We start from the raw sequence: 14,453 nt of genomic DNA, 5'->3' as shown, positions 1-14,453 counted from the left end.
TGGTTCTTTGGCCTTCTGGCGCTGACGGGGCTGTTTGGCTTTGTCATCGCCTTGGGCTTGTTCTTTGTGGGCTTTTTCCGGGTCAGGGCGGGTCTGACATGGGCCAAAGCTGTGCTCTTTGCCGCAATCGGGATTGGCTTCATCCTGTTTTTCGCCGATCTTCTGAACCGCGATTTCCCGCCGGGTCTGTTGCAAAGCTATTTCGACCTGCCCTGGCCCTTCACTTGAGATGATCAAAATGACGACCTCACTCTATCAAGACGCGATCCCCTTTTTGTTCATGCGCGGCGGCACCTCGCGCGGGCCGTATTTCAACCGCGCCGATCTGCCCGAGGATCGCGAAGCGCTCGCGCGCGTGCTGGTGGCCGTTGTGGGTGCGGGCCATCCGCAAAACATCGACGGTCTTGGCGGCGGCGTGGCCGTGACCACCAAGGTGGCGATGCTGTCACGCTCCGATGAGCCGGGGATCGATGTGGATTACTTTTTTGGACAGGTGGCGGTCGAAGAGGCGCTGGTCGATTTCAAGCCCACCTGCGGCAATATTCTGGTGGGGGTGGGGCCGGCCGCGATCGAGATGGGGCTGGTGGCCGCGCAAGACGGTGTCACGCTTGTGCGCATCCGGGCCGTCAACACCGGCGCCACGGTCGAGGCGCGGGTCCAGACACCCGGCGGGCGCGTCAGTTATGAGGGCTCAACCGCGATCGACGGCGTGCCCGGTACGGCGGCCCCCGTCGGGCTGCAATTTCTGGATGTCGTGGGCTCGTCTTGCGGGGCATTTTTGCCGACGGGCAAGCCCCGCGATGTGATCGACGGGATCGAGGTCACCTTGATGGATGTGGCCATGCCGATGATGATCGCGCGCGCCGCCGATTTCGGCCTGACCGGATATGAGACCGCCGAGGAACTGGACGCCAACCGCGACCTTTACGCCAGGATGGAACCCATGCGGCTGGAAGCCGGGCGGCGCATGGGCCTGGGCGATGTGACCAAATCCGTCATGCCCAAGATCGGGCTTTTGTCCGCCCCCCGCCACGGCGGCGCGATCTCGGCGCGCTATTTCATGCCGTGGAATTGCCACCCCTCGATGGCGGTCACGGGCAGCCAGTGCCTTGCGGCCTGTACGCTGACCCCCGGCACCGTCGCTGATGGTCTGGGCGTCATCCCCAATGAGGTGCCCGCCCTGATGATGATCGAGCATCCCATGGGCATCATCGAGGTGACGGTGGATTACGACCAGACCGCGGCGGGTTTCGTGATGAAATCGGCGGGGCTGGTGCGCACGGCGCGCATGATCGCGCGGGGCCATGCGATGATCCCGCCGGGCCTGTTGCAGGGGTGATTGGCGCGGTGGGCGGTTCAAGCACCGGGCGGCATGCCTTTGACATCCTGGCCGATGTGGCCGCCCAAGAACGCCCCGGTGTCTGCTTTGCGCTGCTTGGGGACGCGAACATGAACTTTGCCACCCGTCTGGCCGAGACGGGGTGCGCGATGATCTATGTCCGCCATGAACATTGCGCCGTAGCCGCCGCAATGGCGCATGCGCGCAAAACGGGCGGGGTGGGCTTTGCCACCGTCACCTGCGGCCCCGGCCTGACACAGCTGACCACGGCGCTGCCTGCGGCGGTGCGCGCGCGCATTCCGCTGGTGGTCCTCGCGGGTGAGGCGCCGTTGAAATCGGCCTGGTACAACCAGATGATCGATCAAGCCCCCTTTGTGACCGCGACGGGGGCCAGTTACCGCGCGTTGCACCACCCCGCGCGTCTGGCCGAAGGCTTGCGCGATGCCTTTCTTGAGGCGCGGATGACGCGCGCGCCGGTGGTGGTGGGCATTCCCTTTGATCTGCAAAACGCCGCATGGGCCGGGCCGGATGGCTTGCCCGCCGCTTCGGCCGATCTGATGCCCACGGCATCGCCCATGCCGCCCAACCCCGATGATCTGGCGCGTGCGGTGGCGCTGGTGGCGGGGGCTGAGCGGGTTGTTGTCATGGCGGGTCTGGGGGCAGTTGACGCCGGCGCGGGCCCCGCTTGCGCGGCTCTGGCGGATCGCTTGGGCGGTCTGTTGGCCACCACGCTGCCCGCGCGCGGGCTGTTCGCAGGCCATCCGTTCAACCTCAATGTCGCGGGCGGCTTTGCGACGGAAACGGCGCGCGATTGCTTTGCAACGGCCGATCTGATCGTGGCGGTCGGCACCTCGCTCAGCCATCACAATGCCGATGGGGGCAAGCTTTGGCCCAAGGCACGCGTGCTTCAGATCGACATCCAGCCCATGACCCTTGCCCAAGGGCGCATCGCGGCCGACAGCCATCTGCGCGCTGACGCAAGCCTGGGGGTCGAGGCGCTACTGGCGGCCATTGCGCCCCGTGATCTTGGCTGGCGCACAGCGGCGCTGGCACATTGGATTGCCACTGCACCCGCCGACAGCACCGAATTTGCCCCTATTCCCGGCCTGCATGATCCGCGCGATGTGGTGGCAGCTTTTGAGGCGCATCTGCCGCAGGCATGGGAGATGGTGAATTCTTCGGGCCATTGTTCCTATTTCGTGGCCCAGATGCCATCGCGCGCGCAGGCGCGTTTCCTGACCATCCGCGAATTCGGCGCAATCGGCAACGGGCTGGCCTTTGCCATGGGGGTGGCCGCCGCACGCCCTGACCAGCCAACGGTGCTGTTTGACGGCGATGGCAGCTTGCTCATGCATGTGCAGGAGTTGGAAACCATCGCGCGCCATCGGCTCAAGATCTTGATTGTGGCCCTGAATGACGGGGCTTACGGCTCGGAAATTCACAAGCTCAGGGCCGAGGGGCTGTCGGATGCGGGCGCGGTGTTCGGCCATACGGATCTGGCCGCCATCGCGCGTGGTTTCGGGATCAGGGGGGCGCGGGTGGGTGATCTGGCCGCTGTGCCGGGGTTGATCGCCGAATTCGCCGGGCAGGGGGGCGCGATGCTGGTTGATGTCCCGATCTCGGACCAGATCGCATCCCCGGTGATCCGGCGCGCGCATCCCGCGAAATCCTAGGACTTGCAGAGGTGCCTGAAATTTGCATACCAAGGTATGCAAGCATTTCCGGATGGTCGTCCATGGCCGAATACTACGAAGAGAGCCGCGATATCGCCCAAGCCGCGCTGCGCCGCGCCTTGTCGGCCATCGCCAAGGAGATCACGCAATACCCGACGCCGATCGCGGGGTGCGATGTGCAGTTCAACCATGTGTTGGCCGAGCGCGCGCGCCTGTCCCGCGCGCTTGGCGCTTTGGAGGCGGAGGTATTCGTGCCCACGCCACGGACCCTGTTTGAAGGGGCAGGAATTGAAAGCCGCTAGGCGTTTTTCGCACCATCCTGACCAGTGTCATCCACATGCTTGACGGGCTGTTTCAACTGCCCGAAGGGCTGAGCGAGCTGGCGTTCTGGGCCTTGATGGGGGCAAGCTTTATCGGCTCGTTCATCACGGCGGCCCTGGGGATCGGGGGCGGTGCGCTGGTCTTGGTGGTGATGGCCAGCGTCATGCCGCCCGCAGCGATCATCCCGGTGCATGGGATGGTTCAGTTTGGCTCGAACGCCGGGCGCGCGGCGATGCTGGTGCGCTTTGTCCACAAGCCCGCCTTGCCGGGATTCTTGCTGGGCTCTGTCATCGGATCGGCCATCGGTGGGGTGGTGGTGATCGATCTGCCGCCCAGTCTGGTTCAGATCGGTCTGGGCCTGTTCATCATCTGGTCTGTCCTGGCCAAGCCGCCCGCCTGGCTGACCAGCCAGCCTTGGCTCGCGGGCGGCATTTCCAGCTTTCTGACGATGTTTTTCGGCGCGACGGGGGTCTTCGTCGCCAATTTCACCAAATCCTTCAGGCTTGACCGCCATGCCCATGTCGCCACCCATGCGACACTGATGACCGCGCAGCATCTGCTGAAGGTGCTGGTGTTCGGTTTCCTGGGCTTTGCCTTTGGCGCTTGGGCGGGGGTGATTGTGGCGATGATCGCGGTAGGTCTTTTGGGAACCTATGCGGGCGGGCTGATGCTGAACCGCATGAGCGAGCGGAATTTCAAGATCGCGCTCGATGCGCTTTTGATCCTGATCTCGCTGCGCCTGATCTATCAGGGGATCATGGGCTAGGCGCGGGCGGGCCCCGGAAAGACCAGCCCCTCCATCAGCTTGCGTGCGGTGCGCAGGGTGCCCGCAGCCACCACATCGCCTGTTGCGTCACGATCCAGCATCACCTCGGCGGCGCCCGTGGGGTGTTCGATGCGAAACAGCCCCCCTGCGGCCCGCTGAGCCAGCCGCGCCGCCGGTCCCTCGGGCAACACACAGGCGGCCGCCACGCTGACGGCGGCAAATACCCCGATGGTTGCATGACAGCGGTGGGGAATGAAGCTGCGCGTCGAAATCGTGCCACCCGACAGGGCGGGCGACACCAGCGTCATCTTGGGCACGCTTTTCAAGCGCACATCGCCCAGGCCCATCATCGGCCCCGCGATCAGGCGGATCGCCTCGATCCGCGCCTTGAGCGCCGCGTCGGCATCAAGCGCCTCGCGGGTTTCCTGCCCGCTCAGGCCGAAATCGGCCGCATCCATCACCACGATGGGCATGCCCATGTCGATCAGCGTGCAGGCCACCCTTTCGATCCGGTCCACGGCCCGGCCCGTGGGCAGCATGGCGCCGCCTGTCATCGACCCCGCAAGCCCCGAGAACATCAGGGGAATTGCGGCGTGGCTGCCCGGCACCCCGTCGATGCGCGCCGCCCCATCATAGCTGACGCGGCCGCCCGGCGTTGCCACGCGCGCCACGGCCACTTCGCCCGTGTTGACCATGTGGATGCGCACCGGCGTCTCATCCGCCTGCGCCGCGACCAGCCCGCGTTCGATGGCGGCGGGGCCGACACCGGCCAGAATGTTGCCGCATCCCTGCGCGTCGCTGACAAGCGCCTGATCGACGAAAACCTGCAAGAACAGGTAATCCACATCGGCATCCGCCCGGCCCGAAGGCGACAAGATCGCCACCTTTGAGGTCAAGGGATCCGCGCCCCCGATCCCGTCGATCTGGCGGGGATCGGGGCTGCCCATGATCCGCAAGAGCAGATCATCGATCGCCGCCCGCCCGTCGGGCAGATCGCTTGCCAGAAAATAGGCCCCCTTTGATGTGCCCCCCCGCATCCACAAACAGGGGATGCCGTCATTCATAGCGCAGGCCCTTGGCGGCAAGCCGGTCGCGCATGCCGTACATGTCAAGGCCCAGTTCGCCCTTGGCGAGCCGGATGCGCTTGGCTTCTTCGGCTGCGATGCGCTTTTGCGCCTCGGCCAGAACATTGGCGGCGTGCGCATGGGGCACGACGCAGACGCCATCATCATCGGCCACGATCACATCGCCGGGCTGAACCGCAGCCCCGGCACAGACGATGGGGATGTTGACCGACCCCAGCGTTTCCTTGACCGTGCCCTGAGCGCTGATCGCGGTGGACCAGACCGCAAAGCCCATGGCCCGCAGGTCGCGCAGATCGCGCACCCCCGCATCGATCACCAGCCCGACACAGCCCCGCGCCATGGCCGATGTCGCCAGAAGATCGCCAAAATAGCCATTGTCGCAGGGGCTGGTGGGGGCCAGCACCAGAATGTCGCCCGGTTGGAGCTGTTCGATGGCAACATGAACCATCCAGTTGTCGCCGGGCGGCGCGCTGATCGTCACGGCGCTGCCGGCGATGGCGCGGCCATCCTGGATGGGGCGCATCCCGGCCGCCATCAGGCCTGTGCGCCCCTGCGCCTCATGAACAGTTGCCACGCCCGCGCGTGCCAGACCCGCGATCACATCGGGATTGGCGCGCGGGATCGTCTGCACCACCACCCCGCTCACAGCGCATCCACCGTGCGCGGGAACACCGATTGGAAACCTTCGGCATATTTGCAATCGCGCCCGCCCGCCTGACCGCCGGAATTGCGCTTGAAATGGTTGGCACGCTGCTGGGCCACGCGGGTGTAGTATTCCCACAGATGGGATTGGCCACCCATATGCTCCATCGCGGCGCGCTTTTTGTCCCAGACGGGCGTGATGTCGAGAAAGACATCCGGTTTCCACCCCATCTGTTCGGTCTGGTGCGGCTCGAACAGGTAAAGCTGGGGCGCGCCCAGAACCTTTTGGCCGGGATTATGGCCCCAAGCCTGCGCGACCATCCGCGCCTCAAGCGCGATTTGCGTCATGTACATATGGTCGGTGTTGTAGGGGTCGTATTGGCTATGGCTCATCATCCAGCCGGGCTGCACCTTGCGGATCAGATCGACGAGCGCGAATTTATCCTCGCGCTCCAGATGCAGGGGGTAATCGCCCAGATCAAGGCAAACCAGATCATGCACACCCAGCACCTCGGCCGCAGCTTCGGCTTCGCCCCGGCGGATCGCCTTGACCTCATCGAGGCTCTTGCCCTCTTTCCAAAGCTTGGCGCTTTCGCCGCGCTCGCCAAAGGACAGACAGGCCACCGTCACGCGGGTGCCCATCTGCGCATGCAGCGCGATGGCGCCGCCGCAGCGCCAGACGAAATCGGCGGCATGCGCCGAAAGGATCAATGCGGTGGGGTGTTCGGTCATGGTGGCGGTCCTTTCTCAAAACGCGCGGTCATCATGGGTCCGGAGCGGCGCGCAGGCAAATCCAAACCTTGTCCAGCCTCATAAGATTTGGCTACTGCGGCTCGACAAGTCCGGGGATGCATGCCAGCGTTCAGCGCCTGGATCAGCACCAGTTTTCAAAGGAAACAAGCCCATGAACCGTAACATTGCCATGATTGGTTTTGGCGAGGCCGCCATGGCATTCGTCAGCGGATGGACCCCATCCGATCCCGCCCGGATTGCGGCTTTTGACATCCAGACCGACACCCCCGATCTGGCACAGGCCATGCAGGCGCGGCAAGCGGCGTTTGGCGTGCGAGGTGCGCCTGCGATCGCCGATGCCCTTGCCGACGCCGATCTGATCTTTTGTCTGGTGACAGCCGATCGTGCCGCCGATGCCGCGCGCGCGGCCGCCGCTTCGGGGGCGCTTGTTCCCGGCGCGCTATGGCTTGACGGCAATTCCTGCGCGCCTGACACAAAGCGCGCAGCCGCCGCCATGATCGAAGCCACGGGTGCACATTACATCGATATGGCGATCATGGCGCCCGTTCATCCCCAAAAACATCTTGTGCCAATCAAGCTGGCCGCCCCCAAGGCCGGCGCCGCCGCCCAAGCCCTGCGTGCCTTGAACATGCGCCCCGAGGTGGTGGGGGATAGGGTCGGGGCGGCGTCAACCATCAAGATGCTGCGCTCGGTGATGATCAAGGGTCTGGAGGCGCTGGTGGCCGAATGTTTCCTTGCCGCGCGCCGTGCAGGCGTCGAGGATCAGGTGATCGCCTCGCTCGAGGCATCCGACCCCGATATCGCGTGGCGCAAGCGCGGGGCTTACAACATGGAACGGATGATGGTGCATGGCGTCCGCCGCGCCGCCGAACTGCGCGAGGTGGCCAAAACCGTCGAAGGCTTGGGGCTATACCCCGGCCTCAGCCGCGCGACCGCCGAATGGCAAGACATCGTTGCCGCCACCCGCGCGGATCCGGGTGCGGATGATCTGATCGCCCGCCTTGACGGCGTGCTGGCGCGGCTGTGAACCGGGGGCTTTCGGACAATCTGGGCCATCTGCGGTTGTTCCTGGCGCTCAGCGACATGCCAAGCCTGACGGCGGTGGCGGCAAGGGCAGGCTTGTCGCAGCCAGCGGTTACTCAGGCCTTGTCGGTGTTGGAACAGCGCGCCGGGGGGCCGCTGTTCGAACGGCGCGCGAGGGGCGTCTTGACCGCGCGGGGGCGCCTGCTTGGTGGGCGGATCGGTCGGGCTTTTGCGGTGTTGGATCCCGCGCTTGATGATCTGGGTCCGCGCGTGCGGCTGATCGCGCGGGCGGCGCAATTGCGCGCGCTTTGCGCTGTGGTCGCGGCAGGCAGCTTTGCGCTGGCCGCCCGCACCTTGGGCTTGCGCGCGCCCAGTCTTCAACGCGCTGTCGCCACGCTGGAGGCCGAAGCCGGCCGGCGCCTGTTCACCCGAACGCCCAACGGGTTGCATCCCAGTCGCGCGGCCGAAACATTGGCGCATGCGGCGCGGCTGGCCTTTGCGGAACTGGCACAGGCTGAGGCAGAACTGGCCGAGTTGGACGGAAGCACCCATGGTCTGATCCGTGTGGGTGCCTTGCCGCTTGCACGGGCCGCATGGCTGCCCCGCGCGCTTGCCGCGTTTCGCCAGCGCCGCCCCGGCCGCGCCGTGGCGGTCATCGAAGGGCCCTATGCCGAATTGCTGGCGGCGTTGCAGCGCGGTGAGATCGACGTGCTTCTGGGCGCGCTTCGCGATCCCGTACCGGTGGCGGATGTGGTGCAAGAGGTCGTGTTTCATGACCGTCTGGCCTTGGTGGCGGCCCCCGGCCATCCGGCCTTGTCCGCGCCTTGGTCGGGCATGGCTGCCTTGATGGGGGCGGATTGGGTGGTGCCGCGCAGCGGGGCGCCGGGTCGGACACAATTCGAGGCGCTGTTTGCGCAAGCGGGGCTTGCGCCGCCAATGGGGGTGGTCGAAGCCGGGTCGGCGCTGATCTTGCGTGAACTGGTGGTAGAGGCGGGGTATCTTGGATGCATCTCGGGCGCACAGGTGGCCGCGGATCTGCGCCGCGGGCATTTGATCCGCTTGCCCATTGGGGCCGATCTGCCCGCCCGACCCATTGGGATCACGACACGCACAGCCTGGGTGCCGACGGCGGTTCAGGCCGATTTGCTGGCCTGTCTGCACGCCGCAGCCCCCGATGATGCGAAAGCCACCGGTGCCGTGGTGCCTGATGGCTGACAAACCGCCCGCAAGCGCCAGGGGGCCCTAGATCAGCGCGTCAAACATCAACTTGACGGCAATCACGGTCAAAAGCAGCAAAATGATCTTGTCAAAGGCCGCTTTCGATACGCGCCTTGCCAGCCATGCGCCGATGGGCATGCCGGCGGACAGGGGCACCATCGCCGCGAGGCTCAGCAGCGCGATCTTGCCCGTCATGATGCCAAGTCCCGCCAGCAGCGGGATCTGCACCACGGACATGGCACAGAAAAACACCGCGATCGTGGCGATGAACTGCTTGCGATCAAGCCGCATCGCATTGAGAAAGGTCACGGATACCGGCGCGGAAATGCCGCCTGCGCCTTGCATCATGCCCCCGATCAGACCGACCGGCGCACAGAGCCTGTCGGCCATGGGACGCGACAGATGCCAATCGGGGCGCAGCACCCGGAACGCGATGTAAAGCAGCACAACGCCCGCGACGACACCCATCAGCACCGCACCGGGCAAGAACGCCAAAAGCATCGAGCCGAACCCTGCTCCAAGCGCCCCCGTCCCGGCATAGATCAGCGTGAAACGGGTTGAGATCTGGTCGCCCCGATATTGCCAGCCCTGCCAGATATTCGTGAGAAGATTCGGGATGGTGAAAATCGCAACCGCCATCGGCACGTTGAAAATCACCGCCAGAACCGGAACCCCGATCACCGGTGCCCCGGCCCCGGTCGCGCCCTTGAGCACACCACCCAGTCCAAGACCGATCAGGGCAAGCAAGATGTCCGTCTGGCTCATGTCAGCCGCCTTTTCGCGCATTCGAACCGCGTGTGCCGGCCCGTGTTCCTGTTCGCCCCGACGCGTCTCTGGCGCAAGCCCCGATCGCCCGGTCTGGCGCGGCGGGACGTGACCGGGTGAGGGATTGCCAAGTCGCAACTTTGGTATGGTCTGGGGCTGGAATCTCGATTATTGGGATTTGGAACGTTTTGCAACGGGCCAGCGGTGGGGGCAGCACGATCCATGACGGATGGGGTCACAAGGCGCTGCACTGGCTTGTGTCCTGTTGGGCAGGGGCCGCGATGAGCAGCGGTTCAAACAGCGGCGCGCGCATCCTTACGATCCTTGATCTGTTCACCGAGGCGCAGCCCGACTGGATGCCCGAGGCGATCATGGCCAGGCTCGGCTATTCCCGGCCGACGCTCTATCGCTATCTCAAGACCCTGAAATCCATGGGCTATCTTGTATCCGCACCCGGCGATGCGCTGACACTTGGGCCGCGGGTGACCGAGCTTGATTTCCTGATGCGCAAATCCGACCCCTTGATCACGGCCGGGGCGCCCTTGCTCAAGATCTTGGCGGCGCGCCACCCCTGTGCGGTCTTCATCACCCGCTGGTATGGGCGCAAGACCTTGTGCATCGCCTCGGAGGTGTCGACGGCGCGGACGCGATCAAGCTATCCCCGCGGGCGGCCCATGCCCTTGACCAAAGGCGCCGTGTCGCGGGTGATCCTGGCCTTTCTGCCCCGCCGCGATCAAGAGGCGCTGATGGCCGATCATCTGCACGAGATGGCCGATCCGGGCGTCACGCCCGAGGCGCTGATGGCCGATTTTCGCAAGATCAGGCGCGACGGCATCTGCACCGCATGGGCCGAGATCACGCCGGGTGTGGTGGGCGTGGCCGCGCCGATCCTTGCGGGGCCACGTGCGCCCGTCGGTGCCTTGTGCCTGACCAGCTTGGCCAAGGACATGGATGATGACCGGCTCGCCATGATCCGGCGCGATGTGAAAGACAGCGTTGCCGCGGTTGCGGGCATCCTGACCGGCCGTGCGGTGCCACCCCCAAGCGCGCCCGCGTCGCGACCATCACAGGCGGCCCCGCTGCAACCCCGAACCTTTCGGAGATCCATGCCATGACCATCCAACCGGCGGCGCATTTCATTGACGGCGCATGGGTCGCCCAAGGCGGGCTTGGCGATAGCCTGAACCCCGCCGATGGCAGCCTTGCGGGCCAGTATCACCTTGGCAGCGCTGCTTTGGTCCATGACGCGGCACGCGCCGCGCGGACGGCTTTTTTCGGCACGTCCTGGTCGCAAGCGCCGCGCCTGCGCGCCCAGGTTCTGTTCGAGATCGCCGACAGGCTGGAGGCCGCAAGATCCGAGATTGCCGATCTGGTCGTGATGGAAAACGGCAAGCTGCGCGCCGAGGCCATGGGCGAAACCATGGCCGCCATATCCGAGACGCGCTATTATGCGGGCCTTGCGCGCAACATCCGTGGCAGCATGCAGGAAATCGCGCCGGGCAGCTTGTCGCTGTTTCACCGCGAAGCGGCGGGGGTGGCCGGTGTGATCGTGCCATGGAATGCGCCCGTCACGCTGTTGATGCGGTCGCTGGCCCCGGCCTTGGCGGCGGGCTGCACGGCGGTGATCAAGCCTGCTGTTCAGACGCCGCTGGTGCATGCGCGCATCATGGCCGCCATCACTGCTGCACCGTCGCTACCGGCGGGCGTGATCAATTCGGTCAACGAAGACGGCATCGCGGTCGGTCAGGCCATGGTCGCCTCGGCCGATATCGACGTGATTTCCTTTACCGGCTCCAGCCGCACGGGGGCGGCGATCATGGCGGCAGCGGCACCGTCGCTCAAGCGGGTGGGGCTGGAATTGGGCGGCAAGGCGCCCGCCGTGATCTTTGACGATGCCGACCTCGATCATGCGGTGCATGAGTTGACCCATGGATCGCTCGCCATGGCGGGCCAGATCTGTGTCGCGGCGGCGCGCTTTCTGGTGCATGCGCCCATCGCGGCCGCATTCGAGCAAAAGATCACCCATGCCTTTCGCGCGGTGCGCACCGGGCCGGGCCATGACCCGAAGAGCCAGATGGGGTCGCTGATCGATGCAGGCAACCAAAAGCGCGTGATGGGGCTGATCGAACAGGCGGGCGATGAGGGGCAGATGATCCTCAGGGGCGGCCCCTTGGACAAGGGCGCATTCCTGACGCCGACGCTGTTTCGGATCGACAATCTGCAATCGCCCCTCGTGCAAGAGGAATTGTTTGGCCCCATCGTCTCGGTCGAGATCTTTCATGACGAGGCCGAGGCGGTTGCGCGCGCCAATGCCACGCCCTATGGGCTGGCCGCATCGGTGTTTTCGCGCGATCTGGCGCGGTCCACCCGCGTGGCGCGCGCGATCCGGGCGGGCACGGTCTGGCTGAACGCGCACCTCAAGCTTTTCGCCGAGGCCGAGACAGGCGGCTATGGCAAGTCCGGTCTGGGCCGCCTGCACGGGCCCGAGGGCTTGCATGATTTTCTGGAAACCAAGCACATCTACATGGAACAAGGCGTGATCGGCCGATGACCCGTTTTGACATCATCATCAATGGCGGCGGCCCGGTCGGCATGGGGCTTGCCATCGAATTGGGCCAACGCGGCGTGCGCGTGGCGGTGATCGAACGCCATCATCAGCCCCAGCCGATCCCAAAGGGTCAGAACCTGACCCAGCGCACGGCCGAGCATTTTCTGGCCTGGGGCTGCGAGGCGGACTTGCGCAGCGCCTTTCCGCTGCCGCCCGGCGCGGGCATCGGCGGCATGACCACCTATGGCACGCTCTTGTCGGACTATCATTACGATTGGCTGAACCGCGCCCATGTGCGCGATTTCTACCGCTGCGCCAATGCCCGTCTGCCGCAATACGCCACCGAGGCCGTGCTGCGCGCCCGCGCCGCCCGGATCGATGCGATCACTGTCTTTTATGGCTGGTCGGGGGTGGGGTTCACGCAAGACCGTGCCGATGGCGTCACGCTGACGATCCAACAGGCCGACGGTGGCGCGCGCCAGACGCTGACGGGGCGCTACGCCGTGGGCTGTGATGGCAGCCGTTCGTTCCTGCGCGCAGCCGCCGGCATCGCCGAAACGCTGGCCGATCACAACCGGGTCATGGCGCTTTTGGTGTTTCGTTCGCCCGAATTGCACGAGCTTCTCAAACGCTTTCCCGGCAAGGCGTTCTACAACGTTCTTCATCCCGATTTCGAAGGCTATTGGCAGTTCTTCGGCCGCGTCGATCACGGGCTCAGCTGGTTTTTCCACGCCCCCGTGCCACCTGGCACGACGCGTGAGAATCATGATTTCGAAGCCATGCTGACCCGCGCGGTGGGTCAGAAATTCGCGCTGGAGCTTGACTATGTGGGCTTGTGGGATCTGCGCGTGGCGGTGGCCGATTGCTATCGCGGGGGCCGGGTTTTCGTGGCGGGTGATGCGGCCCACAGCCATCCGCCCTATGGCGGCTACGGGATCAACACGGGCTTTGAGGATGCGCGCAATCTGGGATGGAAGCTGGCCGCGGTCTTGCAGGGTTGGGGTGATCCCAGCCTGCTTGACAGCTATGATGCCGAACGCCGCCCGGTCTTTGCGTCGACCGCGCGCGATTTCATCGAGCGCTTCATTACCCAAGACCGCGCCTTTCTGGAGACCCACGACCCCGCGCGCGACCGTGCCGGGTTCGAGGCCGCGTGGTATGGCCGCAATCTCGACGCCGATGAGGTGATGGCGTTCGAGCCCCATTACGAAGGCTCGCCGCTGATCGGTGGCCGTGGTGGACCCAGCGCCAAGGGCAGCCATACCCACACCGCGCGCCCCGGCCATCATCTGTCGCCGCGCGATCTGCCGGATGGAACGACCAGCTTTGACCGTCTGGGCGCAGGGTTTACCCTGTTTGCCGAAGATGGCGCGCGGGGCGCTGCCTTGGGCGCCAGCGCGGCCACCATGGGCGTGCCGCTGGCCGTCGTGCCGGTGGCGCGCGGCGGCTTGCGCGATGCCTATGGAACGGATGCGCTGTTGGTGCGGCCCGATCATTTCGTGGCCTGGATCGAGGATGGGGCGGATGCCGGGGCGGTCTTGCGCCGGGCAACGGGGCGGGGGGCCTAGATGCGGGTCGTGATCACCGGGGCCGCGCATGGGATCGGGGCGGCCAGCGCCGCGCGGCTTTCGGCCATGGGTGCGAGGATCATCGCCGTCGATCTGGCCGAGCCGCCTTTGGCCGAGGAATGGCTTTGCGCCGATCTGTCGGACCCGTCCGGCATCGACGCCCTGATGGTTTCGGGCCGGTTTGATGCGCTGGTCAATGCCGCGGGCCTGCCACCCCGGCCGGGAACCGAGGCGGCGGTGCTGGCCGTCAACCATCACGGTCTGGCGCGGTTGACCGAAAGGGTTCTGCCGCTGATGCCGCCGGGGGGGGCGATTGTCAGCCTTGCCTCAAAGGCAGGTGCCCGCTGGCGCGAGAACCTCGCTCAGGTGCAGCGGTTTGTGGCCCTGTCGCAGGGCGAGATCGCGGATTTCGTGGCCCTCGAACGCATCGATCCCGTGCGCGCCTATGATCTGTCGAAGGAAGCGGTGATTTATTGGACGAAAGCCAACACCGCGCGGCTTTTGGCGCTTGGCTTGCGGGCCAATACCGTCAGCCCGGCGGCGATTGCCACCCGCATCCTGCCTGATTTCGAAACAGCCTTTGGCCTGCGTGCGGCGCGGGGCATCGCGCTGTCGGGCCGCGCGGGCACCGCTGACGAGGTGGCCGAGGTCGTGGCGTTCCTGGCCAGCCCCGCATCGGCATGGGTGCGCGGCGTGAACCTTGAGGTCGATGGCGGGCTGGCCGCCCAGCTTGAGATTGCAGCGCTGAAAGC

14 protein-coding genes and 1 pseudogene are annotated in these 14,453 nt (G+C 65.7%); 11 read left to right on the top strand and 4 right to left on the bottom strand.

Going from position 1 to position 14,453, the window contains the following annotated elements; translation table 11 throughout:
- The 5 genes and pseudogenes from Q0094_RS04135 to Q0094_RS04115 all read left to right on the top strand — a co-directional run.
- A pseudogene (locus tag Q0094_RS04135) lies at positions 1–228 on the top strand (tricarboxylate transporter); the annotation flags it as partial.
- A 10-nt stretch (positions 229–238) separates the two neighbouring features.
- Complete coding sequence (locus Q0094_RS04130) at positions 239–1,339, top strand: 4-oxalomesaconate tautomerase (protein WP_297615546.1); 1,101 nt, start codon at positions 239–241, stop codon at positions 1,337–1,339.
- A gap of 8 nt (positions 1,340–1,347) precedes the next feature.
- On the top strand, positions 1,348–3,012 hold the full coding sequence (locus Q0094_RS04125; RefSeq protein ID WP_297615544.1) for a thiamine pyrophosphate-binding protein: 1,665 nt from the start codon (positions 1,348–1,350) through the stop codon (positions 3,010–3,012).
- 62 nt (positions 3,013–3,074) lie between these two features.
- A complete protein-coding gene (locus Q0094_RS04120; RefSeq protein WP_297615542.1) occupies positions 3,075–3,314 on the top strand; it encodes a hypothetical protein in 240 nt (79 codons plus the stop codon).
- Between the two features lie 35 nt (positions 3,315–3,349).
- Complete coding sequence (locus Q0094_RS04115; protein ID WP_297615540.1) at positions 3,350–4,099, top strand: sulfite exporter TauE/SafE family protein; 750 nt, start codon at positions 3,350–3,352, stop codon at positions 4,097–4,099.
- Here Q0094_RS04115 and Q0094_RS04110 read toward each other — a convergent pair.
- Genes Q0094_RS04110 through Q0094_RS04100 form a run of 3 tightly spaced genes read right to left on the bottom strand, consistent with a single transcriptional unit; the run spans position 4,096 to position 6,558 of the window.
- Complete coding sequence (locus Q0094_RS04110) at positions 4,096–5,163, bottom strand: 4-oxalomesaconate tautomerase (RefSeq protein ID WP_297615538.1); 1,068 nt, start codon at positions 5,161–5,163, stop codon at positions 4,096–4,098. The two genes, Q0094_RS04115 and Q0094_RS04110, sit on opposite strands and share 4 nt — an antisense overlap.
- The gene (locus Q0094_RS04105; protein ID WP_297615536.1) at positions 5,156–5,830 is read right to left on the bottom strand and encodes a 4-carboxy-4-hydroxy-2-oxoadipate aldolase/oxaloacetate decarboxylase; all 675 of its coding nucleotides are present in this window, start codon (positions 5,828–5,830) and stop codon (positions 5,156–5,158) included. Before Q0094_RS04105 ends, Q0094_RS04110 begins: the two co-directional genes overlap by 8 nt.
- Complete coding sequence (locus Q0094_RS04100) at positions 5,827–6,558, bottom strand: PIG-L deacetylase family protein (protein ID WP_297615534.1); 732 nt, start codon at positions 6,556–6,558, stop codon at positions 5,827–5,829. The genes Q0094_RS04105 and Q0094_RS04100 overlap by 4 nt, the downstream gene beginning before the upstream one ends.
- Positions 6,559–6,730: 172 nt before the next feature.
- On the opposite strand from Q0094_RS04100, the gene Q0094_RS04095 reads away from it, so the two are divergent.
- Together Q0094_RS04095 and Q0094_RS04090 are read left to right on the top strand one after the other, a co-directional pair.
- On the top strand, positions 6,731–7,606 hold the full coding sequence (locus tag Q0094_RS04095; RefSeq protein ID WP_297615532.1) for an NAD(P)-dependent oxidoreductase: 876 nt from the start codon (positions 6,731–6,733) through the stop codon (positions 7,604–7,606).
- Complete coding sequence (locus Q0094_RS04090; protein ID WP_297615530.1) at positions 7,603–8,817, top strand: LysR family transcriptional regulator; 1,215 nt, start codon at positions 7,603–7,605, stop codon at positions 8,815–8,817. Before Q0094_RS04095 ends, Q0094_RS04090 begins: the two co-directional genes overlap by 4 nt.
- A 27-nt stretch (positions 8,818–8,844) precedes the next feature.
- Here Q0094_RS04090 and Q0094_RS04085 read toward each other — a convergent pair whose 3' ends face one another.
- Positions 8,845–9,585 carry a sulfite exporter TauE/SafE family protein gene (locus Q0094_RS04085; RefSeq protein ID WP_297615528.1) on the bottom strand — a complete coding sequence of 247 codons (741 nt, stop codon included), beginning with the start codon at positions 9,583–9,585 and terminating at the stop codon, positions 8,845–8,847.
- A 281-nt stretch (positions 9,586–9,866) separates the two neighbouring features.
- Here Q0094_RS04085 and Q0094_RS04080 point away from each other — a divergent pair, with 281 nt between their 5' ends.
- The 4 genes from Q0094_RS04080 to Q0094_RS04065 all read left to right on the top strand — a co-directional run.
- Positions 9,867–10,700, top strand: coding sequence for an IclR family transcriptional regulator (locus Q0094_RS04080; protein WP_297615526.1), 834 nt, complete (start codon positions 9,867–9,869; stop codon positions 10,698–10,700).
- Positions 10,697–12,136 (top strand): aldehyde dehydrogenase family protein, encoded by a 1,440-nt coding sequence (locus Q0094_RS04075; RefSeq protein ID WP_297615524.1) that lies wholly within the window; start codon positions 10,697–10,699, stop codon positions 12,134–12,136. Before Q0094_RS04080 ends, Q0094_RS04075 begins: the two co-directional genes overlap by 4 nt.
- Positions 12,133–13,701 carry an FAD-dependent monooxygenase gene (locus Q0094_RS04070; RefSeq protein ID WP_297615522.1) on the top strand — a complete coding sequence of 523 codons (1,569 nt, stop codon included), beginning with the start codon at positions 12,133–12,135 and terminating at the stop codon, positions 13,699–13,701. Before Q0094_RS04075 ends, Q0094_RS04070 begins: the two co-directional genes overlap by 4 nt.
- On the top strand, positions 13,702–14,453 hold a 752-nt coding region (locus tag Q0094_RS04065; protein WP_297615520.1), incomplete at its 3' end, for an SDR family oxidoreductase.

Source organism: uncultured Roseicyclus sp., from assembly GCF_937892565.1.
Lineage (GTDB): Bacteria > Pseudomonadota > Alphaproteobacteria > Rhodobacterales > Rhodobacteraceae > Roseicyclus.
The sequence above is the reverse complement of the archived record's forward strand: the minus strand, read 5'-3'. Positions and strand labels throughout refer to the sequence as shown.